The sequence below is a fragment of the Methylobacter arcticus genome, from assembly GCF_050917435.1.
Classification (GTDB): domain Bacteria; phylum Pseudomonadota; class Gammaproteobacteria; order Methylococcales; family Methylomonadaceae; genus Methylobacter_A; species Methylobacter_A titanis.
In genome coordinates, this window is sequence record NZ_CP159583.1 from 2,267,459 (window position 1) to 2,289,964 (window position 22,506).

Annotated in this window: 20 protein-coding genes and 1 tRNA gene; 9 read left to right on the forward strand and 12 right to left on the reverse strand. The window is 46.8% G+C overall.

Going from position 1 to position 22,506, the window contains the following annotated elements:
* The first annotated feature begins 66 nt into the window (after window positions 1–66).
* The 3 genes from nagZ to ABXJ76_RS10805 are packed head-to-tail and all read left to right on the forward strand — an operon-like array spanning window position 67 to window position 2,346.
* Complete coding sequence (nagZ, locus tag ABXJ76_RS10795; protein ID WP_432740489.1) at window positions 67–1,080, forward strand: beta-N-acetylhexosaminidase; 1,014 nt, start codon at window positions 67–69, stop codon at window positions 1,078–1,080.
* Window positions 1,073–1,612 (forward strand): hypoxanthine-guanine phosphoribosyltransferase, encoded by a 540-nt coding sequence (locus ABXJ76_RS10800; protein ID WP_432740490.1) that lies wholly within the window; start codon window positions 1,073–1,075, stop codon window positions 1,610–1,612. The genes nagZ and ABXJ76_RS10800 overlap by 8 nt, the downstream gene beginning before the upstream one ends.
* Before the next feature lie 5 nt (window positions 1,613–1,617).
* Window positions 1,618–2,346 carry an S-methyl-5'-thioinosine phosphorylase gene (locus ABXJ76_RS10805; protein WP_432740491.1) on the forward strand — a complete coding sequence of 243 codons (729 nt, stop codon included), beginning with the start codon at window positions 1,618–1,620 and terminating at the stop codon, window positions 2,344–2,346.
* Window positions 2,347–2,623: 277 nt separating this feature from the next.
* On the opposite strand, the gene ABXJ76_RS10810 is transcribed toward ABXJ76_RS10805, so the two are convergent.
* Window positions 2,624–3,103, reverse strand: a complete 480-nt coding sequence (locus ABXJ76_RS10810) for an FKBP-type peptidyl-prolyl cis-trans isomerase (protein WP_432740492.1) — start codon at window positions 3,101–3,103, stop codon at window positions 2,624–2,626.
* Window positions 3,104–3,210: 107 nt separating this feature from the next.
* Between ABXJ76_RS10810 and greB the strand changes: the two genes are divergently transcribed.
* Together greB and ABXJ76_RS10820 are read left to right on the forward strand one after the other, a co-directional pair.
* Window positions 3,211–3,717, forward strand: a complete 507-nt coding sequence (greB, locus tag ABXJ76_RS10815; protein WP_432740493.1) for a transcription elongation factor GreB — start codon at window positions 3,211–3,213, stop codon at window positions 3,715–3,717.
* Window positions 3,718–3,871: 154 nt separating this feature from the next.
* Window positions 3,872–3,961 (forward strand) — tRNA-Ser (locus ABXJ76_RS10820).
* Between the two features lie 114 nt (window positions 3,962–4,075).
* Here ABXJ76_RS10820 and ABXJ76_RS10825 read toward each other — a convergent pair.
* Together ABXJ76_RS10825 and gshA are read right to left on the reverse strand one after the other, a co-directional pair.
* Window positions 4,076–4,798 carry a phosphoadenylyl-sulfate reductase gene (locus ABXJ76_RS10825; RefSeq protein ID WP_432740494.1) on the reverse strand — a complete coding sequence of 241 codons (723 nt, stop codon included), beginning with the start codon at window positions 4,796–4,798 and terminating at the stop codon, window positions 4,076–4,078.
* 202 nt (window positions 4,799–5,000) lie between these two features.
* Window positions 5,001–6,587, reverse strand: coding sequence for a glutamate--cysteine ligase (gene gshA, locus ABXJ76_RS10830; RefSeq protein ID WP_432740495.1), 1,587 nt, complete (start codon window positions 6,585–6,587; stop codon window positions 5,001–5,003).
* Between the two features lie 241 nt (window positions 6,588–6,828).
* Between gshA and pap the strand changes: the two genes are divergently transcribed.
* Complete coding sequence (pap, locus tag ABXJ76_RS10835; protein ID WP_432740496.1) at window positions 6,829–8,316, forward strand: polyphosphate:AMP phosphotransferase; 1,488 nt, start codon at window positions 6,829–6,831, stop codon at window positions 8,314–8,316.
* A 22-nt stretch (window positions 8,317–8,338) separates the two neighbouring features.
* Here the strand turns inward: pap and ABXJ76_RS10840 are convergent, their stop codons facing one another.
* From ABXJ76_RS10840 to ABXJ76_RS10855, 4 genes are all read right to left on the reverse strand, one after another.
* Window positions 8,339–9,217 (reverse strand): DNA/RNA non-specific endonuclease, encoded by an 879-nt coding sequence (locus tag ABXJ76_RS10840; protein ID WP_432740497.1) that lies wholly within the window; start codon window positions 9,215–9,217, stop codon window positions 8,339–8,341.
* Window positions 9,218–9,271: 54 nt separating this feature from the next.
* Window positions 9,272–9,724 (reverse strand): DUF1249 domain-containing protein, encoded by a 453-nt coding sequence (locus ABXJ76_RS10845; RefSeq protein WP_432740498.1) that lies wholly within the window; start codon window positions 9,722–9,724, stop codon window positions 9,272–9,274.
* 8 nt (window positions 9,725–9,732) lie between these two features.
* A complete protein-coding gene (locus tag ABXJ76_RS10850; RefSeq protein WP_432740499.1) occupies window positions 9,733–10,137 on the reverse strand; it encodes a 6-pyruvoyl trahydropterin synthase family protein in 405 nt (134 codons plus the stop codon).
* 84 nt (window positions 10,138–10,221) lie between these two features.
* Window positions 10,222–10,560: a PilZ domain-containing protein gene (locus ABXJ76_RS10855; protein ID WP_432740500.1), complete on the reverse strand. Its 339-nt coding sequence runs from the start codon at window positions 10,558–10,560 to the stop codon at window positions 10,222–10,224.
* A 164-nt stretch (window positions 10,561–10,724) separates the two neighbouring features.
* On the opposite strand from ABXJ76_RS10855, the gene ABXJ76_RS10860 reads away from it, so the two are divergent.
* Window positions 10,725–11,738, forward strand: coding sequence for a tryptophan--tRNA ligase (locus ABXJ76_RS10860; RefSeq protein WP_432740501.1), 1,014 nt, complete (start codon window positions 10,725–10,727; stop codon window positions 11,736–11,738).
* A 189-nt stretch (window positions 11,739–11,927) separates the two neighbouring features.
* On the opposite strand, the gene ABXJ76_RS10865 is transcribed toward ABXJ76_RS10860, so the two are convergent.
* Window positions 11,928–12,425: a hypothetical protein gene (locus ABXJ76_RS10865; RefSeq protein ID WP_432740502.1), complete on the reverse strand. Its 498-nt coding sequence runs from the start codon at window positions 12,423–12,425 to the stop codon at window positions 11,928–11,930.
* Between the two features lie 89 nt (window positions 12,426–12,514).
* Complete coding sequence (locus tag ABXJ76_RS10870) at window positions 12,515–13,894, reverse strand: hypothetical protein (protein WP_432740503.1); 1,380 nt, start codon at window positions 13,892–13,894, stop codon at window positions 12,515–12,517.
* 216 nt (window positions 13,895–14,110) lie between these two features.
* On the opposite strand from ABXJ76_RS10870, the gene ABXJ76_RS10875 reads away from it, so the two are divergent.
* Window positions 14,111–14,512 carry a hypothetical protein gene (locus tag ABXJ76_RS10875; protein WP_432740504.1) on the forward strand — a complete coding sequence of 134 codons (402 nt, stop codon included), beginning with the start codon at window positions 14,111–14,113 and terminating at the stop codon, window positions 14,510–14,512.
* Window positions 14,513–14,514: 2 nt separating this feature from the next.
* Here the strand turns inward: ABXJ76_RS10875 and nadB are convergent, their stop codons facing one another.
* Window positions 14,515–16,128, reverse strand: a complete 1,614-nt coding sequence (gene nadB, locus ABXJ76_RS10880; RefSeq protein WP_432740505.1) for an L-aspartate oxidase — start codon at window positions 16,126–16,128, stop codon at window positions 14,515–14,517.
* Between the two features lie 611 nt (window positions 16,129–16,739).
* On the opposite strand from nadB, the gene ABXJ76_RS10885 reads away from it, so the two are divergent.
* The gene (locus ABXJ76_RS10885) at window positions 16,740–18,146 is read left to right on the forward strand and encodes a DegQ family serine endoprotease (RefSeq protein ID WP_432740506.1); all 1,407 of its coding nucleotides are present in this window, start codon (window positions 16,740–16,742) and stop codon (window positions 18,144–18,146) included.
* Between the two features lie 339 nt (window positions 18,147–18,485).
* Here ABXJ76_RS10885 and ABXJ76_RS10890 read toward each other — a convergent pair whose 3' ends face one another.
* Both ABXJ76_RS10890 and ppnN read right to left on the reverse strand, forming a co-directional pair.
* Window positions 18,486–20,897 carry a DNA topoisomerase gene (locus ABXJ76_RS10890; protein ID WP_432740507.1) on the reverse strand — a complete coding sequence of 804 codons (2,412 nt, stop codon included), beginning with the start codon at window positions 20,895–20,897 and terminating at the stop codon, window positions 18,486–18,488.
* A 50-nt stretch (window positions 20,898–20,947) separates the two neighbouring features.
* Window positions 20,948–22,318 (reverse strand): nucleotide 5'-monophosphate nucleosidase PpnN, encoded by a 1,371-nt coding sequence (gene ppnN, locus ABXJ76_RS10895; protein WP_432740508.1) that lies wholly within the window; start codon window positions 22,316–22,318, stop codon window positions 20,948–20,950.
* Window positions 22,319–22,506: the final 188 nt, after the last annotated feature.

Here is a 22,506-nt window from a genome sequence, read left to right on the forward strand (position 1 = left end):
CCGTGTAGCCAAAAAATAGTGGCCTAGTATAGGCCAAGCCCATCAATTTTAAAACGAATCCACGTAATGACAACCAATCTCCCCATCGGCCCGATAATGCTGGATGTTGCGGGCTTAACCCTGGCAGCAGACGAAAAAGAGAAAATAAACCATCCCAACACCGGGGCGGTCATTCTTTTTTCGCGCAATTATCAAAATCCCGAACAAGTTACCGAGCTGATTAACAGCATTCGTGCCGCGCGTGATGGCGACCTATTGATTGCCGTCGACCAGGAAGGCGGCAGAGTACAACGTTTTCAACAAGGCTTCACTCGCCTGCCGCCTGCGGCTAGCTATGCGCAAGCGCCGGAACTGGCTGAACCGGCAGGTTGGTTAATGGCCGCCGAATTACTGGCCGTCGGCGTTGATTTCAGCTTTGCGCCGGTCTTGGATATTGATTGCGGTATCAGCGACATCATCGGCAACCGTTCGTTTTCAACCGATCCTGAGCTTGCAACCCGTCTTTCAAGCTTATTTAGAAAAGGCATGAATGCAGCAGGCATGGCCGCCACCGGCAAGCATTTCCCCGGACACGGCGCAGTCGCGCTGGATTCGCATTTGACTTTACCGGTAGACGAAAGAGACCTGGACAGCATCAGAGCAAAAGACCTGCTGCCTTTTAAACAACTGATCGAGGAAGGCCTGGAAGGCATTATGCCAGCGCATGTGGTTTATCCGAAAATCGACCCGAATCCGGCCGGTTTCTCGCCGTTCTGGATTGGGCAGATTTTACGCAAGGAACTGAACTTTAACGGCACGGTATTCAGCGACGACTTAAGCATGGAAGGCGCAGCATCGGTCGGCGACTTCCCGGAACGTGCCCGCCTTGCGCAACTGGCCGGATGCGATATGATCCTGGTTTGCAACAATCCTGCTGCCGCCGAACAGGTGCTTGAGTCTCTGCCGATAAGCCAAGACCCCATCAGGGAGCAGCGCCTTAGCCGTATGCAAGGCAAGCCGCAGATGAACCGCGAACAGCTGATGCGCAACGAGAAATGGCTGCAACTATCAACACTAATCAACACTCATCAATATGCTTGAAGAAATAAAACACGTCCAGACAACTGCCGATTTGCTGTACAGCGAACAGCAAGTTGAAGCCGCTATCGATAACATGGCTCAGGAAATCAACATCGCACTTGCGGATCGCAACCCACTATTACTCTGCGTCTTGAACGGCGGCATCCCGACCTTCGGTAAATTGCTGACCCGCTTAACCATGCCGTTGACCATAGACTCAATCAACGCCAGCCGTTATCAAAACCAGACCTCAGGCGGCAGCATCGAATGGCTGCTTAAACCGGAAACACCGCTTAAAGGACGAACTGTACTGATTATTGACGACATCCTTGATGAAGGCATCACCCTTCAAGCGATCTATCAATATTGCCGGGGACAAGGCGCAGCAGCCGTCTATAGCGCAGTGTTGGTGGATAAAATCCTCGACCATGAAAAACCCTTAACCGCCGATTTTGTCGGACTGCACGTGGAAAACCGTTATTTATTCGGCTACGGCATGGACTACAAAGGCTATTTACGCAACGCACCGGGCATTTTTGCCTGCAAGGAGTAATCATCATGACCACACTTGCCATCATCGGCGGCACCGGCCTAACCCAACTTAGCGACTTAAACATCATCAAACAGGAAGAGCTAAATACGCCTTACGGTTCGCCTTCTGCCGAATTCGTTACCGGCGAACTGAACAATACCCGGATTATCTTCCTGGCCCGGCACGGCGACCCGCACAGCATTGCTCCGCACAAAATAAATTACCGGGCTAATATCTGGGGACTAAAACAACTCGGTGTCGGACAGATCATTGCCGTTGCCGCCGTAGGCGGTATTACCAGCGAAATGATACCGGCGCATATCGCCATCCCCGATCAGATTATTGATTACAGCTATGGCCGCCAGCATACTTTTTTTGACGATAAAGCAGTCACCCATATCGACTTTACCTATCCGTACAGTCAGAAACTGCGCTCCCGCTTAATTAGCGCCGCGCGGGATGCCAACATAAAAATCAGCCCGCTAGGCACCTACGGCTGCACCCAAGGTCCGCGCCTGGAAACCGCCGCAGAAATACAACGCATGGAAAAAGATGGCTGCGATCTGGTCGGCATGACCGGTATGCCCGAAGCGGCGTTAGCCAAAGAACTCGACATGGAATATGCCGCGATCAGCGTAGTCGCTAATTGGGCAGCAGGGAAAACGGCAGGTGAAATAACCATGGCGGAAATTGAGCGGCATCTCCATAAAGGCATGGCGAATACCGCTGAAATACTGAAAGCTTTTGTAGGCTAGTTGACATCCACCCCCAGCTAAAGCAAGGGGCTTTACGGACTCTTTGGTAAAGTGCAGGCAAGACCGCCATTACGTTAACACATGGGCAGGATTGTGGGGGCGACTTTAGTCGCCCAATCAGCCAATAAGCTATCGTTTAATCGGCGACTACCAACAGTAGGTGCTTTACGACTGCATGGACAGGACAGGAAATGATCTGGTCATTTCCCTGCATTCCCCATATCACTGTGGGGAATGCAGGAGCAATTGCCGAGGCGAAGTCACAGCCACAGCCAATTTAATGATGGCAACCCGCACCATGTATATGCCCATGCTCGCCTTCTTCTTTAGTCGCAGGCCGAACATCAACAACCTCAACATCAAACGTTAAGGCCATTCCTGCCAGCGAGTGATTGCCGTCAATAGTAATATCATCGTCCTCTATTTTAACGATGGTAACCTCGCCGGAGCCGGAACTGACATCGGCATGAAACATCATACCGACTTCAATTTGATCAATACCTTCAAACATTGCTCGCGGGATGACCTGAATCATCTCATCATTTTGTTCGCCATAAGCATCTTTGGCCGCAATGCGCACCTTAAATTTATCGCCGACAGCTTTGCCGAGCAACGCATCTTCCAAGCCGGGAATGATATTTCCTGTGCCGTGCAGATAAACCAAAGCCTCACCATCTGTTGAACTATCCAATACTTCGCTATCATCGTTAGTCAAAGTATAGTGAATTGAGACAGCCATATTGTCAGCTATTTGCATGATAAAACCTTTTTCGTCATTTAAAAGCCGACTATGATAAAGAATTGCAGCTCTTTTGTCTGAAAAAACATGTCAATCCATCGTAATTTATCCGCAGGAAATCAACCATGTCACGTTGGAAACCGCCGGGGCCTAAGTCATCCCCTTACATCACGCCTGAAGGCTATCAAGCGCTGGAAAGCGAATTAAAAGAGCTGTGGAGCAAGCGCAAAGAAGTGACCCTGGCTTTATCTGCGGCAGCAGCGGAAGGCGATCGCTCGGAAAATGCCGAGTACATCTACCGTAAAAAAGAATTACGCGGTATAGACCGGCGCATCCATTATCTGCAGAAACGATTGCCCGACCTTAATATCGTCTCGCTGCCCCCCGACGATCAGGACAGGATTTTTTTTGGCGCCTGGGTGACCTTGGAAAATGAAGTGGGCGAGGAAGTGACCTGCCGCATAGTCGGATCTGACGAACTTTATCCTAAAAAACAATATATTAGCCTTGATTCGCCATTGGCAAGAGCATTGCTTAAAAAAACCTTTAGTGATGAAGTCGCCATTAAAAACGAGCTTAAAGAAGCTCGGTATACCGTCGTTGATATTCATTACCGCAAGAGCCGAGACTAAAAATCCGATGCAATAAGGCAAACACTGACATGCGCTTGTTATGAAACCGTTCAACATGCATTCCTCTAATCAGACTCAAAAGAGCGTAATATCTGCCTTAAATAAAGAATTACTATTGCAATAAATATAACATTATATATAATACGCCGGGTATGGAGAGGTGGCTGAGCGGCCGAAAGCGGCGGTCTTGAAAACCGTTGAGGGTTTATCCCCTCCCAGGGTTCGAATCCCTGCTTCTCCGCCATATACAAAAAAAGCAACTTACCTTTGGTAAGTTGCTTTTTTTTTGCTTCAACATATGTCAAATTGACTGGCTAACCAGTATTATTGCCACAACGACCCAATCATCTACCCACAATTACTTTTTCAAATTCCCCGCATGTAACCCGCATTCTTTTTTTGTTCCCTCTTCCCACCACCAGCGACCGGTTCTTTCATGTTGACTGGGCAGTACGGCACGGGTACAGGGTTCGCAGCCTATGCTGGTATAGCCTTTTTGATGTAATTCGTTATAAGGAACCTGATAGGCTTCAATATAATCCCAGACTTGCGCCGAACTCCAGTTGAGCAAAGGATTGAATTTAACCAGTTGATGCTCGGTGGCGGAAAAGGCGGTGTCTATCTGTACTTCGGGAACAGCTTGCCGGGTATCCAGACTTTGATCTTTGCGTTGACCGGTAATCCAGGCGTCTACCTGCGCCAATTTGCGTTTTAACGGTTCAACCTTGCGAATGCCGCAACATTCCTGATGTCCATCTTCATAAAAACTGAATAAACCTTTGTTTTTAACGAGTCTGTCCAGTACGTCTCTGTCCGGCGTCAATAATTCAATATCGATGTGATAATGTTTCCTGACTTTTTCGATAAAACGATAGGTTTCAGGATGCAAGCGTCCGGTATCCAGGGAAAAAACTTGTATGTCTTTTCTGATAGCCACCGCCATATCGATCAGTACCACGTCTTCTGCTCCGCTGAAAGAGATGGCGATATTATCGAACAGCTCCAACGCCTTTTTCAGTATGACGCGCGGATTTTTATGATCCAGCTCGGCTTGTAGTTGCTCTATGTTGAAGGTCGTCATGATGTGTTTTCCTTATTGCTACGCCATACGGCTTTAAGCGGCCAAAGCCAGCGTTGCCTACATGAATGTAGGTAAGGCAGATATTTGCTCCTGCAATATCTGCCTTCAACACATCCCTGTGTCTTGGGCGTAAGCAGGAGCGGAAGCTTTGGAGTGTAAAAAAACGGATGCCGGAGTTCACTGGTGCTGTAACCCGACCCGATTACGCTTGCAAAAAATACTGTTTCAAAAATTCATCAAACGGTATTTGATCTTTACTTTCGATTTCTTGCTGTTTGACAAGGGATTCTGCGGCCATTTCATTAAATTGTCGGCTGTTGTTTTTATCCAGTTTATTACGTTTAAAATACTGTGCGTGTTCGGCAGAGGTGTTTAATGCAAATCGGGCAAACGGCTGTTGAAGCTGCGTCATCTGCTCCAGCATGCGTGCCGATGCGGTTAAGTCGGGATTTTCAACCAGCTGCTGCTGTTTTGCCAATGCTGAACTATAGGGTTTATCCGCATCATCCTGATCGAGGACCGTACAGACCGGCTGCATGGATTCCAGGATTTCAGTGGCCCATTCTTGCAACGGTATTTTTTGTTGACCTAACTCAAGTTCCAACCCCGGTTTTCTGCCGTAATGGGCAACGGCTAATTGGTTGGCGTTGTTAACTTGATGCTCCTGATCTAAGGTTTCCGGACTCTCCTGCAATAAACAGGTGAGCAACAGCGCCTCTATAAAACGGGCTTTATCTTCATCGATGCCGATAGGGTTAAACACATCCAAATCCAGGGAGCGCATTTCAACATAACGAACCCCGCGACGCTTAAGCGCTAAGGTCGGTTTTTCTCCGGACTCGATAATTTGTTTAGGCCGGATAGTGCTGTAAAACTCGTTTTCAATTTGCAGGATATTGCCGTTCAGTTGACGGTATTCGCCATCGACCAGCGTACCGATTTTTTCGTACTCGGGATAAGGCGTATTAATGGCCGCGCTCAAGCTGCTGACATAGCCGTCTATTGAGTTGTAATCGATTTTCAGGTTAGCTTGATTGACACTTTTGTAACCGATGTCGCTCATCCGTAACGAGGTCGCATAGGGATGATAAAGCGTGCCGTTATCAAATTGTTCAAATTGCGCCATTAATGCCGGGCGACTACCGAAAAAGCTTTTGCAAATAGCCGGCGATGCGCCGAATAGATACAAGATTAACCAGCCCATACGCTGGAAATTTCGGATTAAGCCAAAGTAGGCATTGGCTGTAAACCGCTCCAGACTCAACCGGCTGTTTTCTTGTTGATGTAAAACCGGCCACAAAGCTTCTGGCACAGAATAATTAAAATGGATGCCGGCAATGGACTGCATGGTTCTGCCGTAACGATGCCATAAACCGTGCCGGTAAACATGCTTCATCCGGCCTATGTTGGACGAGCCGTATTCGGCAATGGGGATGCTTTGATCGCCATTAATGCCACAAGGCATACTTACGCTCAGCAGCATTTCATTGTCCAGATACTCATAAACGAATTGGTGTGTGCGGTGCAAATAATCCAGCGAGTCTTTTATATCGGCAAACGGCGGAGTAATCAACTCGATCAGCGCTTCGGAATAATCGGTGGTGATGTACGGATGCGTCAGCGCGGAACCCAGTGCCTTGGGATGCGGTGTTTGGGCGATGAATCCGTCTTTGGCTATGCGCAGACTTTCTTTCTCTATCCCTTTAAGCCCTCCGCAAAGCAATTGCCGGTGGCCGCTTGCGTTCAGTTGATTCAAGCGTGTTGAAAGCGCGTTATTCAAATTAGTCATAGAATGGTGGCATGCCCTGTAGTCCTTGTATGCGAGGCATTATAGAGGGTTTAACTGATTGAAGAAATATTATCGCGGATATGAACCGGTTTTGATTAGGTCTTCATAGATGCGGCTAACACCGCAACAGCTCGCCGAAAAAATCAATACCAAGACAGCTTGCTTTATTACCAACAAAGCTAAGCGATAGTATCTATAATCTTTGCATTTCATTTTAGGATAAACCACTCAGGAGATCATCATGTTTGAATCGGCAGAGCTTGGACACAAAATAGACAAAGCAACCTACAATTTGGAAGTGCCCAAACTGCGCGAAGCGCTGCTGGAAGCACAGATCGATTTGGCAAAACTGGCTAAATTTCCGGTCATTATTTTGGTCGGCGGCCTGGATGGCGCAGGACGTGGCGAAACCGTCAACTTACTCAACGAATGGATGGACCCGCGTTTCATCGAAACTCACGGCATGGGCGAACCCTCGGATGAGGAGCTTGATCGGCCTATGATGTGGCGATTCTGGCGCGAGCTTCCGCCTAAAGGCAAGATAGGCGTATTTCTGGGTTCCTGGTATACCTGGCCGATCCTCAATCGCGTAACCGGCCAAACCAAGACGGCTGATTTTGACCAAAGTATGGAGCGCGCCAAACGCCTGGAAAACATGCTGACCGACGAAGGCGCATTGATTCTTAAGTTCTGGATGCATTTATCCAAAGACAGGCAAGAAAAACGCTTGAAACTGCTGGAAAAAAATCCTGAAACCCGTTGGCGTGTGACTGATCGCGATTGGAAGCATTTCAAGCTATACGACAAGTTCCGTACTGTGCATGAAAGCGTGATCCGACGCACCACCACCGCTGAAGCTCCGTGGACTATCGTCGAGGGCTACGATCCGCGCTACCGCAGCTTAACCATCGGCAAGGTAATTCTCGACGCGATACGCAGACGTCTGGACGATGTCGACAAGAAAACGGCAGACATTATTGCGCCGTTACCGCTGCCATCCATTGACCAACTTAACATTCTAAAGACGCTCGATCTCAAGCAGAAAATTACCCAGAAAAAATTCAAAGCCGAACTGGAAAAATATCAGGGCAAGCTCGCGTTGCTGACTCGCGAAGCCGAGTTTAAGGACATCACCGTAATAGCGATGTTCGAAGGTAATGATGCCGCAGGCAAAGGCGGCGCCATTCGCCGCATCACCAGCGCGCTGGATGCGCGTTACTACACGATTATTCCGGTTGCCGCACCGACCGAAGAAGAACGGGCTCAACCTTATCTATGGCGTTTTTGGCGGCATATTCCCCGGCGCGGACGAGTAACCATTTTCGATCGCTCCTGGTATGGCCGCGTATTGGTCGAACGTGTTGAGGGTTTCTGTTCAAAAGCCGATTGGATGCGGGCTTACGGCGAAATCAACGATTTTGAAACGCAGTTGGTGCGGCACAATATCGTGGTGGTCAAATTCTGGCTGGCCATTAGCAAGGATGAGCAGCTTGAGCGCTTCAATGCGCGCGAAAAAAGCGACTTCAAGCGTTTCAAGATTACCGAAGACGACTGGCGCAATCGTGAAAAATGGGATGACTATGAACATGCCGTCTGCGAGATGGTTGATCGCACCAGCACCGAAATTGCGCCGTGGACGCTGGTAGAGGCTAACGACAAAAACTTTGCACGGATCAAGATCTTGAAAACCTTGTGTAAGCAAATTGAAGCGGCAATGAAAAACCTATAACCTGCGATTAATAACACTGCAGCTATTTATTAATCGCTTGCAAATTCCACGACTGCGGTTTAACTGCCGCCTCCAAAGCCGCTTCGGTGCGGTCATCCAGTTGGGCAAAAAAATCCAGACCGGTTTGCGCTTCTATGTGATCGATGCTGGTCACGAATTGTTCCAGCGGCTCTTTGCCTTTAACGGTTTGCGGTATTAAAAAACCTAAAGTAAGAGGTGTGTTGCCGGGAGCGGCTTCGGTGATATAAATTTTATAAAACGCATCCGGTATTTCCACTGTCCAATCTGAACTTAAGCGTTCAACCGTCCCGCTAAACACCGGCCCGGTGATCACCCATATTTTGCCATGATTTTTGGCAAAATATTTGATTTCCATTTCTTCCAAGCGCTGCCACAGTTGCTGATTTAGCTTAGGCTTTTGCGGGGTGATGTTGGTCATCAAAAAACTGTCGGCCTGCCCTTCCCTGCCGTAAAGATGACTGATCGCATAATTCGGTGCCATATGTCCATGGTCGTAACCGCTTTTTTGATAACTGTCGTGACTGACCCGATTGATGCCACGCCAATCGGTTTCAAAGCGACTGGGCCGTTTTAAGGACGGCGTGTTTGTCTCCGGAGACAAGGCATATTCCACCCACAGCGGATTACCGCGTAAATCCGAATAGCCCAAGATAAAACCGTGATTGCGCAATACGCGAAACCAGGTATCGATATTTTTGGCATCGAGCGCTTGCGGCGCGCCTTGATAAAGTAATGCAGGACGGGCGATTTTGACTTCATAACCATAACCGCCCAAGCCAAGGCCAAAAATAACCAACAGTAATACCGGATGTTTGCGGCCTAAGCGCAATAAGCGGGGCAATAATGTAAGCAGGCCGAGTAAAGAGTTATTTTTGCGCATTAGCAGCGGAGGGTTATTCAAAAGTGCGGTTCGACAGGACTCACCACGAACAGCTTAAGCTAACACTAATTTTGCAACGTTAGGACTGAATAAATAGTTGTTTTTTAAACAATGATCCAGCCATTTTTGCAAAAAATAATTTAATCGCCATTTGTAATTCATGATTTCACGGCTTAATCCGGGATCTTTAAAAACTTGCGCCACACCGGCGCGGGCATGATCGCTTAATACTTCTGCCAGTTGCGCATCCAGGTAAACCCTGATTTTTACGGCGGGCGCCATAAATTCATCCCGGTTTTTATTGAAGCAATGACCAAGTTCCACCGTCAAGGTATGCGGCGTACGCTCAATGATTTCAAGATGCAGTGTCGTATGATGAGGGGCAAGACCAATGGCGGTTTCTTTAAACACCATTAAGTCTGGAATTAACTTAAATAACTTTTGATAGTTTGATTCGCAGACTTGTTCCAAGCAGATTGATTTGTTGACCGGATTAACAAAACTCATGATCGATATCAGCTTTCCCGATAGCAGGCTGCCGCGCTGGCGGTTTCCCATAATACTACCTGAGCAACGTTAAAACCGGCCTGTTTGAGATGCAAATAAATCATCTTACTCAGGACTTCTGCGGTGGGATGTTCGTCAAGGGCAAGAAAGCGCTCCTTATTTGCAATGAGCATGGGAATGATCGGGTCATCTTTATGCAGCAGAAAATTATGATCAAGCTGTAAATCGATGTAGGCCTCAACACAGTCCTTAATATCGGAAAAATCGCAGACCATGTCTTGGTCGTTAAGCTGTTCCCGCTCTATGGAAATCGAGGCCTTAACGCTATGTCCATGTAAGTTACGGCATTTGCCGGGATGATTCATTAACCGGTGTCCGTAACAAAAATACACCTCTTTGGTAATCGTATACATAATTAAAATACAGACAGTTTTAGTAATAAAAAATAACAGGAGCTTACCTACATGATCGTAAGTAAGGGGCGTGAGCAGGAAGCTTTAGTCTCCTTTTATACTCTTTATGGTAGCGGCAATCTCGTAGCTGCCATCGTCATGCCGAGTGCTTCTGATAACCTCGATAAAAGCGGTCATCGAAGGAGTGAGTGTGTTTTTGGGAATAACGTTTATTTCCATTGCCTTACCCGTATCAAAAAGACGGTCGGCAATAAATGAAACACCAGCGCCACTAATGGATGAACAGCGTCCCTGATGTAACTCATCTGAACCCGCCAGTCTGTAGGTGACTTCACAGTCTATTTCCATGCGAATATAATTCCGCTTTTCATCATACTCTACCATATCAATTTCTCCGGTCAAATTTGCAGTTATGGCACTCACTAGGTGAGCTGCATGGCCTTGACTGCTAAGTTTACTATAAAAGACAATAATAGAGCATGATTTGCAATAGAGCTATAAATTGAGCTATTCCGCTGGATATTAGCCTGAATTTAGGTAATATGGTGTCAACTTTTAATTCTTAAATAAACAGACTTCTGAGTATCATGAATAAAGCAATCGTTTTAACCGGAATCACCACTACGGGGACGCCGCATTTGGGTAATTATGTTGGCGCTATCAGACCAGCCATTGCGGCCAGTAAGGACGCAAATGTCACGCCCTTTTATTTCCTGGCCGACTATCATGCGCTGATCAAATGCCAGGAACCGGAAAGAGTCAGACAGTCCAGCCTTGAAATTGCCGCAACCTGGCTGGCCTTGGGTCTGGACACGTCAAATGCGGTTTTCTATCGACAATCGGATGTGCCTGAAATCATGGAACTTTCCTGGATGTTGACCTGTGTCGCGGCAAAAGGCCTAATGAACAGAGCTCACGCCTATAAGGCAGCGGTTGCCGAAAATGAACAGGGCGGCGAGGGCGATGCCGACAAGGGCATCACCATGGGCTTGTTCAGCTACCCGATATTAATGGCCGCAGACATGCTGATGTTTAATGCCAGTAAAGTCCCGGTAGGCAAAGATCAGATTCAGCATATTGAAATGGCCAGAGACCTTGCCGGACGGTTTAATCATATTTACGGTGAACATTTTGTACTGCCGGAAGCGGTCATTGAAGAGCATGCCTCAACCTTGGCGGGCATGGATGGACGCAAGATGAGCAAGAGTTATAACAACACCATCCCGTTATTCGAGCCTGAAAAAAAGTTAAGAAAACTCATTAACAAGATTAAAACCAATTCACTGGAGCCGGGTGAACCGAAAGACCCCGAGGGCTGCACCTTATTCGGTATTTATCAGGCCTTTGCAAGCAAAGCTGAAGTAGCTGAAATACGCCAACGTTATGCGGACGGCATCGCCTGGGGGGAAATGAAGCAGACATTGTTTGAGCATATTAATGAACATATCACGCCGGCAAGAGAGCGTTACGAAGCATTGATACAGGCGCCTGAACATATAGAAGAGCAATTGCAGGAAGGCGCTCAAAAAGCGCGCGCAGTCAGCGTACCGTTTATGCAGGAGTTGCGTAAAGCGGTCGGAATTTCTCCAATTTCTTTGTGATGCTACTGACGCATAGTATGTAGATTAGCGTAACCCCCATTGTGTTGGGTTACGGCTAACGCCTCGACAATTGCTCTTGCATAACCCACCGGGATGTGGGGAATGCAGGGAAATGACGGGATCATTTCCTGTCCATACAGTTAGTTGTAACCCAACTTACGCGCTGTTTTCGAGTAAGGGGTAGACTGGTTACATCAGCTGCCCCAGTCCAAAGGCACCTAAATAGGCAACGATAAAATAAACCAAAGACAAGATTAGACTGGCGAAAATATTGATGGAGAGAACTCGCCTGATAATATTAGTTACCAAAGCAAATTCCCACAACAAAAGCAACCCCAAAAAATAATAACTTAAAAGATCCTCGCTAACGGTTAACCAAATCAACACCGGTATGAGAGGGAGAGCGACTATATTTGCACAAAATAAAATTGCTGTGGCCACTTGTATATAAGCATATAACGTCCTATTAAAGAACAGCATCACACCTATAAATGTCAGTGCTAATAATGTCTCTATGCTAACTTCAACAAATGATTCCAGCGGGTCGGTAGTCATGTTGGTTTGCATGAAATACGCAACCACGAAATAGAACAACAGATTCTGTTTAAAAAAACCGAGTGATCTCGGCAGCTCCAACGGGTTGTTTTTCAACCAGCATAGCGATAAATATTGTTTTAAAACATCCATAGTTACCTAGTTTTTGTTTTTACAAACTGCTTGTATCCACCGAGTAACAAATACCCCGGTGAACATGAGCATATTTAATTAAAACCCGCCTAATCCGAATCATTGGTTAAGGATTCTCCATCATAGGTACTGAAATTATCGTTCAATAACTGCACCAGTTCTTTGGTTTTATTGGATACCTGAGTCAGACGGAGTTTTGTTTTTTTATTCCAACCGATGGGATCGGAGATCGGCAGCATCATGCGACTGAATGTCAGATTTTTTTCAAAAATACCGGCTAAATTCTCCATTAAATGGAGTTCTTTTTGCCGGTCATTTAGTTGATTGATTGTTGATTTTGCATGGATCTTGCTGAACATAATATGCAGAGGCGTCATGGTGACTATCAGTATAATAACAATGACAGGCCCAATAATAGGATCTAGCAATAAATCCAGAACACCTGCCTGTATTTCAGCGAAAATCGCCAAGGTAGCAATAAACCCGAGCACAACCAGACTGGAAAATACTGCACGCTCTTTCCATTTCACGATGGCTTCTTTGACTTCAGGCATCACCACATCATTAATTTCACGAATATTTTTTTCCAGTGAATTCAACACGCGGTAAGTACGATCATGACCTACATTGGCTATACACTGGTCTATCGCTGAGAAGTCAACAGGGGTTTGAGAACTGACACCGCCTTCCTGTCCAGACAGAACTATAAATTGCCCCGTATTTAATCCCAATCCAGCCAATTTTCTTTGCCATGAAGAGATAATTTCGTTATTCGTAGACGAATTCATCACCGTTGTCGGCTTATCTATCAGATAAACAAATTTATTGGAATCCTGATGGAGAATGATGCTTTCTATTAGCTCATCGACCAGTGGCGATATTGAATCAAAGACATCAGTAAAAATAAAAACCAGATCCGAAGTTTGAATGATATGTTTTGTCAACAACGACGTAACTGGATTAGGCGATGCCGCACTGATGTTGGGTGCGTCGATAAATAACTTACTTTTCAGGCGGTCGCTATTCAGTGTTTTTAATTCCAGATAAGAATTAATCCGATCCCCTTCGCCTTTTTGCTGCTGTTCGACTTTATCGCTAATTCGATAAAATGGAAACCGATGGTCTACATCCAATGCAGTACCGGGCAAGGTTGTCGGGTTGGACTGATTATTATGCAGCAACACGGTAAATTTATGGCTGGCTGTTTGAATGCCGGAAAACAGGCCATCCACCGCCAAATAATGATTAATAAACCGGGATTTAGCCGTTGAATTGCCGCCAATGAAGCCAATTATTGGCCACCATGAATTTTTACTGGCAGTCGTTTCATCCATGTCGATGAGCCCTAGATCATATTCAATTTGATCGAGCTCCTGAAAAACTTTTGAGGCTTTCAGTAATATCGGATTGTCAGCGGCGAAATGTTTTTCGAGGTTAAGCAGATATTTGCTTGCTGTCTTTTTAGTCATCTGTTTGACACCGTATTTGTTGATTTTTTATGGATACAGGGTATGCAAAGTATACACCTAGAATAGGCCAGCAATACAAAAAACAAGGGGGAGGGAAAAGGTATTCTAATGCGGAAAAATCAAACAATATTGTTGCTTTTACACCCGAATAAACTTGTTTTATAGTATATTGTGGCTTAATTATTGGACATTGTAAGCGTGGTTTAAAAAATAAAAATGATGCATGTGAAGAGTTTGGTTATTCATCGAAGCTTGGTATTACTTGTTATCGCTTCATTAATATCAGGCTGTGCTGTTCCGTTTTTGGGTGGGTATGGTGCTGACGGGCAGTCACTTGAAGCGTTTGAACATCACGCAGAAGAAATCTTCCGCTTGCAAAATCGAATGACCAGTGAAGTGATGATATTGCTACTGCTGGAAAGCGAGGATGCCAAAAAACACCAGGCCTTAATGCAGGCTGAGCACCATATGCAACAGACATGCGCCGATCTTAACGAATATGTTTCTCGTGATATAGACGGCTTAAGCAGTGGATTTCTTTTGCGGCGGCGCGTTGAGAAGTCTGCATTAGACTGCGAACAAGCGGCTTTAGAGCTCAAGGCGCTGTTAGCGCCTTAACATCAACGGCGCTCAGTCGGACACGGAGTCAAAACTGTATTTTGTGCAGGTTTGCTGTTATCGGTTTCAGGATAGTCCAGCGTGTAATGCAAACCACGACTTTCCTTGCGCTGCTGTGCGCAACGGATGATTAATTCGGCGACTATGACCAGATTGCGCAATTCCAGTAAATCACTGGTCACACGAAAATTACTGTAATATTCGCCGATTTCTTTTTTAAGCAATTCCACGCGACTCATTGCCCGACTTAAGCGTTTATCCGTCCTAACAATACCGACATAATCCCACATAAAACGGCGCAGTTCGTGCCAGTTATGAGAAACAACGACTTCTTCATCGGAATCACCGACCTTTGATTCATCCCAATCCGGGATTTCGGGTATAGGCAAAATGCCGGGCAATTTCTGCAAAATATCCTCGCTGGCCCGTTCCGCAAACACCAGACACTCCAGTAACGAATTGCTGGCCATGCGATTAGCGCCGTGCAAACCGGTACAAGCAACTTCGCCGATTGCATAAAGGTTGACGATGTCAGTACGGGCATAACTGTCGGTTAACACGCCGCCGCAGGTATAATGCGCGGCCGGAACGACGGGAATAGGCTCTTTGCTAATGTCTATATTAAACTCAAGACACTGCTGATGAATGGTCGGAAAGTGTTCGCGAATGAACGACTCCGATTTGTGACTAATATCCAGATAAACACAGTCTATGCCACGCTTTTTCATTTCATGATCGATGGCTCGGGCCACAATATCCCGAGGCGCCAATTCCTCTCTCGGATCAAAATCCTGCATGAAAGGCGAGCCGTCCGGCAAAATTAACTTGCCGCCCTCGCCTCTTACCGCTTCACTGATCAAAAAAGAATGTGCCTGCGGATGATAAAGGCAAGTAGGATGAAACTGCATAAATTCCATATTGCTAACGCGGCAACCTGCGCGCCAAGCCAATGCGATGCCATCGCCGGTTGCACTTTTCGGGTTGGTGCTGTAAAGATAAGCCTTGCTGGCGCCGCCGGTTGCCAGAACCACGACACGAGCCGCTATCGTCCTGACCTGCTGGTTTTTTGAATCCAACACATAGGCGCCCAAAATCCGTTTTTTAGCTTCCCTGGAACTGGTAATTAGTTCCACCACATTATGGTGCTCGAACAGCTCGATATTGGCGTGTTCCCGAGCGCGTTCAATCAGCGATAAAGACACCGCCTTACCCGTTGCGTCGGCAGTGTGCACGATACGGCGGTGAGAATGCCCGCCTTCCCGGTTTAAATGCAGCTTTGATTCCCCGGATGCGGTCTGCTCCTGAGTAAAAACAACACCCTGTTCCCTCAACCAGTCTATGGAACTTTTACCATGAGTCACAGTCAAGCGTACAATTTCGGGATCACAGAGTCCGGCACCGGCATCCAGCGTATCTTCGATGTGCGACTCAATCGAATCATCGGCGCCGAAAACGGCGGATATGCCGCCTTGTGCATAATAGGTGCTGCCCGCAGTCAAGGCGAATTTTGACAGCACCGCAATACGCATCGAATGCTCAGCCAGTTTAAGCGCCAAGGTTAAACCAGCGCCGCCGCTGCCAATAATAAGGACATCGTAATTTTGGAAATTAGGCATTGAGATTAAAGGTAGCCAACAAGATAAATGAGAGGAAGATTATTGTACTAACACGCTTAGTTATTATTGATGGATAATAAAGCTTTTTAGTGTGATAACACAATTTTATATCAAATACTTGGATTAAGGCGATTTCCTGCGAAGAACACACCCAACTATTTAATAACTGATGTTACGCAGGCCTTCAGAGAAATCAAAAGGTGTAGCAAATCGCAAAATTTGTAACTCATTGATTTTTCATTATGGGCATGTAACATCAGTGAGTAATTAGAAAATAGTACACCGGTGACGCGAAGTAGACTGATAGAATAGAATTTATGTACTGATGTTACGCGCCGACTAGTATCTATTAATAACTTACAGTCGTTTTTTGTTTTTTAAGTTACTAATTTTTGGTTTACCTGCGTAACATCAGTTATTCATTAAGATGACCGATACAATCATTAAGACACCATAAAGTATATGCCGAACTTCGCTTCGGCCTTTTGAAAAACCCATTCAACCCCGTCGTGCAGTGCTATCCGCGTTCCATTCATAAAGTCAGCATCTGCTGAATAGTTACGTTATTTTTTAATATAAGTTATTTCATTAAGTAGTAAATGGAGATTTTTATGCTCAAAAATGTTAAGTGGTATTTTTTTCTGATCGTTTTGTTTACTCAAAGCGTATTAGCACAATTACCGGATTTTACCGAAATGGTAAAAACTAATGGTGTAGCCGTGGTCAACATCAGCACCACCCAAAAAGCGCTGCCTGAGACTGAAAACGCCCCCGAAGAAGAACAGCCGCTGCCGGAAGGCATACCTCCCGAACTGGAAGAGTTTTTTAAACGTTTTTTAAATGAGCAGGGCGACGGCTATGCTCCCAAAGATACAACGTCCTTAGGCTCGGGATTTATTATTTCAGCGGACGGTTACATTTTAACCAATCATCACGTAGTAAAAGATGCCGATGAAATTGTGGTTAAATTTTCCGACCGCAGAGAACTGACCGCCAAACTCATCGGCTCCGATGCGCGTACCGATGTTGCGCTCCTAAAGGTCGAAGCTAAAGACTTGCCTGCTGTGGCCATCGGCGAGCCAAACAAACTACAGGTCGGTGAGTGGGTTCTGGCAATAGGTTCACCATTTGGATTTGAGCAATCAGTCACAGCTGGCATAGTCAGTGCCAAAGGGCGCAGTTTGCCCGGCGGCAACTATGTGCCCTTTATACAGACCGACGTAGCCATCAATCCAGGTAATTCAGGCGGGCCGTTGTTTAATATGGAAGGCAAAGTCGTTGGCATCAACTCCCAAATTTACAGCCGTACCGGCGGTTTTATGGGACTTTCATTCTCCATACCTATGGACGTGGTAATGAATGTTGTCGATCAAATAAAAGTCACCGGTAAAGCAGCGCACGGTTGGCTAGGCGTTCAGATACAAGACGTAACACGAGAACTAGCCGAATCATTCGGCATGAAAAAACCGCAGGGAGCGTTGATTTCCAAAGTCCTGCCCGGCAGTCCTGCAGAACAAGCCGAATTGCAAATTGGCGATATTATTACCGAATTTAACGGTCAGTCGATTGAAAGTTCAGGTGATTTGCCACCGATGGTCGGCATAACGCCGATCAATGACAAAGCCACCTTAAAAATCATCCGTCAAGGTGAGATTAAAACCATTGACTTTAAAGTCGGCCTATTGCCAGATGAAATTAATACATTAGCGGACGCTAAAACAGCGCCAAAACTTCCCCATAACCGACTGGGTGTTAACGTCATTGATTTAACCGATGCACAAAGAGAGGCTTTGCAGATGACTAAAAACGGCGTATTGGTGCAGGATGTCGCTAAAGGTACCGCCCAAAGTGCCGGAATTCAGCGTGGCGATGTTATTTTACGCATTCAAAACAACATTATTCGGGATGCAGCCGATTTTGAAAAAATCGTCAAAAAACTCCCTACCGGTAAATCAGTTGCTGTTTTGATTCAGCGTCAGGGCAACCCAATATTTCTGGCGATTAAAGTGGATAAGTGAACTACTCCTACCTAAAGAAAGGAGCTTCCAGCTTCAACGGGGCGATGCTCGGCATAATGCGGAGTCTAAAGTCCCCTCGACTGGCAGTACCGGATATTCCCTCCGGCAGGCTGAATTATCAGCACGGGAAAAATCGTACACGGATGCAAAGACAAAATCAAGAGCGTCCTTACATCACCCATCTGAAGGAAGGGGTTTTACGGACAAAATGGATAATCAGCGATATTTTCACTGACTAAGATTACTCACGCGCATACCCTAACCGCGCTCGAACAAGCATTCCAGGAACGTGCATCATTTAATTGGCAGAGAGATTGCCAACTTACTTGATGCACATGACTAACGCCCCGCAAAATCCATTTCAACTTTCCCCTCAACCAGTTTCAGATTGGCTTCGAACTCGGTGCCTTTAACAGATTTAAAGCCTTTTAAGATCCCCGTTTCCCCCTTGCTGAGTAATTTTTTCGCCATCGCTGCGGTGATTTTTTTATGAGCCACAATTTTCCAGATCGTCATTTTGCAGCCGCTACGCCATTCGCTACAGCCGTAGGCTTTTGCGGTTTCAATGATCTTGCCGTTACAGAGCGGGCAATCGGCAAGGGCTGCTATTACCGCAGACCGATGCCCGGATTCGGCTTTGACGTACCCTGTTTCGCCCTGTTTATTGAGCGTCAATTGGGCATTAAACACCTCATCGTCGAGCTTGATCGCGTAACCGTGCAAAGTACGGCTGTTTTGCAACAATTGGCAAGCCATGTCCCATGTCACCGGTACGCCATACATCTCTTTCCATAGCACAAACCGGCAACCGGCTTTCCAGTCGCTGCAACCGTAGCCTTTCCTGCCTTCGATGATGGGTTTTTGGCACAACGGACAGTCGCCCAAACGGCTTTGATCGTAAAGCGGCCGGTCCGACTCGTCTTTTATTTTCTGGGTAAATTGAATGATTTCGGCCATGAACTGATCGGGATCGTAATCGTTGTGTTCTATTTTTTTGAGTTTGGCTTCCCATTCGCCGGTCATGGACGCTGACTTTAACCTGTCGTCAGCGATGATGGAGATAAGATGCCGGCCGGAATCGGTGCTTAACAGCGTCTTTTTTTGCCGCTGGATATAGTTACGCTTGATTAACACCTCAATAATCGAGGCTCGGGTTGCCGGGGTGCCTAAGCCTTTTTCTTTTAACGCTTCTTTGAGCTGTTCGTCGTCGCAGGTTTTACCGGCCGACTCCATCATACTCAGCAAGCTCGCTTCGTTATACGGCTTTGGCGGCGTAGTTTTGCCCTGATTGATCGACGGCTGTTGCGGGCCGGTTTCACCCTTGACAAAGTTGGGCAGGATTTTTTGCGCCTTATCGGACTGACTCGACGCATCGTTTTTATACAAGGCCTGCCAGCCTGGCGCTTCAATGATCGTGCCGGTGGTTTTAAATTTTACTGCGGCTGTGGGGGCGACTTCAGTCGCCCTTTGACCAACAGGTTCCTCACTAACTGGGCGACTGAAGTCGCCCCCACAAATATATCCCCCACAAACCTCGCCTAGCACGGTAGTGATTTGCTTGATGCAGGGCGGATAAAACGCCGCAATAAACCGCTGGACTATCGCTTCATAGACTTTGGCTTCATACCCCGACAACGAACCCGGCAATAGGGTCGTAGGTATGATCGCATGGTGATCGGTGACTTTGGCGTCATTAAATATACGGCTGCTCAGCGTCAGTTTATCGAGATTGAGTAATTCGATTTGCGGTCCAAAATTCGAGCTTAATTTGGTCAACAAGGGTTTCATCCCCGGCTTCATGTCGTTGGTTAAACACCGGCTGTCGGTACGCGGATAGGTGACGTGTTTTTTCTCGTATAACTGTTGGGTGCAGCTTAGGGTTTGCTCAGCGGTCAGGCCGTGGCGTATGCTCATATCTTTTTGCAGATCGGTCAAATCATATAATAACGGTGGGCTAAGCGTTTCCTTCTTGCCTTTGACCTCGGTAATCTGAAAATCCCGTCCCTCGATTTGGCTTAGTAGCGTTTCTGCATCGGTTTTGTGATCGAATCGCCCGCCTACATAGTGAAAGTCGGCATCCCGGTATAGGGTATGCAATTCCCAAAAATCTTTAGGTATAAAACTGCTGATATCCGCATCTTTTTGCACGATCAGCGCCAATACCGGCGTCTGCACCCGGCCTATCGTCCATAAACTGCCTTGCTGACCGAACTTCAGCGTATACAGCCGCGTGGCATTTAAGCCGACTATCCAGTCTGATTCACTGCGGCATTTGGCGGCGCGATAAAGTCCATCGTAAGTATGACCTTCTTGCAACTGAGTAAAACCTTTGCGTATCGCCTCGTCGGTTAAGGAGCTGATCCAAAGACGTTTGAACGGTTTTTCAATGCATCCTGTCCAGGACAAGATGTACCTGAAAATCAATTCCCCTTCCCTTCCCGCATCGGTCGCACAGATAATTTCATCGGCCGCTTTGAACAAATGTCTAATGATGTTGAGCTGTTTTTGCGCCGAGGCATCACCTCTGGCTTTTAAGCCGAATTGTTCGGGGATGATGGGCAGGGATTCCAACGACCAGCGTTTCCATGATGGGTCGTATTCATCCGGTTCTTTCAGTTCGACCAGATGACCGAACGCCCAGGTAATTTGATAGCCGCTGCCCTCAAAATAGCCGTCGCGTTTGTTGTTGATTCCCAGGCATTTGGCGATGTCGCGAGCGACTGAGGGTTTTTCGGTCAGGATGACTTTCATGAGTACTTATTACAGGTTAATGGTACGCGACGCCTAGCCTGCTCGACTTATTATTTGACAATCTTGTAGCAAGGCAAATATTTCTTCCCCGGCAACTTCATTCGATGTTGCGCGACAAATGAGGCCAACAACGAATCCATCAGCGCCATGATGTCTTCATCGCCGCGAATTTCGAAATGCCCATATTGTTCGATGGCGCGTATACCCTCATCTTTTACATTACCCGCCACAATGCCGGAGAAAACGCGGCGCAGGTTCGCGGCGAGCTGGTGATTTTCCTGATCCTTGTGCAAGGCCAGATTTCTCATGTTGTCATGCGTAGGTATAAACGGCTGTTGAAACCCATGGTCGATCTTAAGCAGCCAGTTAAAATAGTAGGCATCGCCATTTTCTTTACGAAATTGGCGTACCTGCTGGATGCCTGCATGCATTTCCTGAGCGACCAACACGGGATTATCAATAATAATTTTGTAACGCTGTTGTGCCGATTTACCCAAGGTGCCCGCAATAAACCGGTCTATTTCCTTAAAATACTCTTCTGAACTGTCAGGACCGGAAAATATCAGTGGAAACGGCATGTCTTTATTCTCGGGATGTAACAGAATACCGAGCAGATAAAGTATCTCCTCCGCCGTACCTGCACCGCCGGGAAACACCACAATACCATGCCCGGTACGAACAAAGGCTTCCAAACGTTTTTCAATATCCGGCAGGATCACCAGATCATTGACTATCGGATTAGGCGATTCGGCGGCAATAATACCGGGTTCGGTTATCCCCAAATACTGGCCGTTTTTTATCCGCTGTTTGGCGTGGCCGATGGTCGCTCCCTTCATCGGACCTTTCATCGCACCCGGCCCGCAACCGGTGCAAATATCCAGGCCGCGCAAGCCCATCTCGTGGCCGACGGTCTTGGTGTAATCATATTCCTTGCGGCTGATCGAATGTCCGCCCCAGCACACCACTAGATTTGGCGTAGTCATCGGGCGTAGAATATTGGCGTTGCGCAAGATATGGAATACGGCGCTACTGATGCCGACCGAACTGTTCAGATCAAACCTCGGGTTATTATTGATCTCGTCGCTGACGTAGATAATGTCGCGTAGCACCGCAAATAAATGCTCATTGATGCCTTTGATCATTTTGCCGTCTACAAAAGCATGAGCGGGGGCAGACTTGACGTCCAACTTGATTCCGCGCTGCTCCTGAACGACGCGTATCGCAAAATCGGGATAGCGTTCCAGCAATTCCTTGCCGTCATCCATGGTGCTGCCGCAGTTTAATACCGCTAGCGAGCAATTGCGAAATAACCGGTATAAGCCGCCCTGACTGGTATCTAGTAGCTTAGTGACTTCGGCCATGGACAATACATCCAGACGGCCTTGAGGAGTGATGCGCGCATCAACTACTTGGTGTTTCATGCTGTTCCTTTTAATTATGTACCCGTGATTACCGGCAATCACATTATTTTTGTTCATTCGGCATTCATTAAATGCCGGATATTCTTTAACTCGAATCAACCATCATGGACTATAAGTATGAATACCATCGCTAAAAAAACACTGCTCATCGGTTTTGCGCTGTTGCTTTCAGCTTGTGTCCATTATCC

What these genes read in the sequence shown, in the direction of transcription:
- ABXJ76_RS10870 (WP_432740503.1), bottom strand. Translation starts at nt 13,894, where the DNA reads ATGACTAAAAAGACAGCAAGCAAATATCTGCTTAACCTCGAAAAACAT.
- ABXJ76_RS10845 (WP_432740498.1), bottom strand. Translation starts at nt 9,724, where the DNA reads ATGAGTTTTGTTAATCCGGTCAACAAATCAATCTGCTTGGAACAAGTC.
- nagZ (WP_432740489.1), top strand. Translation starts at nt 67, where the DNA reads ATGACAACCAATCTCCCCATCGGCCCGATAATGCTGGATGTTGCGGGC.
- pap (WP_432740496.1), top strand. Translation starts at nt 6,829, where the DNA reads ATGTTTGAATCGGCAGAGCTTGGACACAAAATAGACAAAGCAACCTAC.
- ABXJ76_RS10825 (WP_432740494.1), bottom strand. Translation starts at nt 4,798, where the DNA reads ATGACGACCTTCAACATAGAGCAACTACAAGCCGAGCTGGATCATAAA.
- ABXJ76_RS10890 (WP_432740507.1), bottom strand. Translation starts at nt 20,897, where the DNA reads ATGAAAGTCATCCTGACCGAAAAACCCTCAGTCGCTCGCGACATCGCC.
- ABXJ76_RS10840 (WP_432740497.1), bottom strand. Translation starts at nt 9,217, where the DNA reads ATGCGCAAAAATAACTCTTTACTCGGCCTGCTTACATTATTGCCCCGC.
- ABXJ76_RS10860 (WP_432740501.1), top strand. Translation starts at nt 10,725, where the DNA reads ATGAATAAAGCAATCGTTTTAACCGGAATCACCACTACGGGGACGCCG.
- greB (WP_432740493.1), top strand. Translation starts at nt 3,211, where the DNA reads ATGTCACGTTGGAAACCGCCGGGGCCTAAGTCATCCCCTTACATCACG.
- gshA (WP_432740495.1), bottom strand. Translation starts at nt 6,587, where the DNA reads ATGACTAATTTGAATAACGCGCTTTCAACACGCTTGAATCAACTGAAC.
- ABXJ76_RS10875 (WP_432740504.1), top strand. Translation starts at nt 14,111, where the DNA reads ATGATGCATGTGAAGAGTTTGGTTATTCATCGAAGCTTGGTATTACTT.
- ppnN (WP_432740508.1), bottom strand. Translation starts at nt 22,318, where the DNA reads ATGAAACACCAAGTAGTTGATGCGCGCATCACTCCTCAAGGCCGTCTG.
- ABXJ76_RS10805 (WP_432740491.1), top strand. Translation starts at nt 1,618, where the DNA reads ATGACCACACTTGCCATCATCGGCGGCACCGGCCTAACCCAACTTAGC.
- ABXJ76_RS10810 (WP_432740492.1), bottom strand. Translation starts at nt 3,103, where the DNA reads ATGCAAATAGCTGACAATATGGCTGTCTCAATTCACTATACTTTGACT.
- ABXJ76_RS10865 (WP_432740502.1), bottom strand. Translation starts at nt 12,425, where the DNA reads ATGGATGTTTTAAAACAATATTTATCGCTATGCTGGTTGAAAAACAAC.
- nadB (WP_432740505.1), bottom strand. Translation starts at nt 16,128, where the DNA reads ATGCCTAATTTCCAAAATTACGATGTCCTTATTATTGGCAGCGGCGGC.
- ABXJ76_RS10850 (WP_432740499.1), bottom strand. Translation starts at nt 10,137, where the DNA reads ATGTATACGATTACCAAAGAGGTGTATTTTTGTTACGGACACCGGTTA.
- ABXJ76_RS10885 (WP_432740506.1), top strand. Translation starts at nt 16,740, where the DNA reads ATGCTCAAAAATGTTAAGTGGTATTTTTTTCTGATCGTTTTGTTTACT.
- ABXJ76_RS10800 (WP_432740490.1), top strand. Translation starts at nt 1,073, where the DNA reads ATGCTTGAAGAAATAAAACACGTCCAGACAACTGCCGATTTGCTGTAC.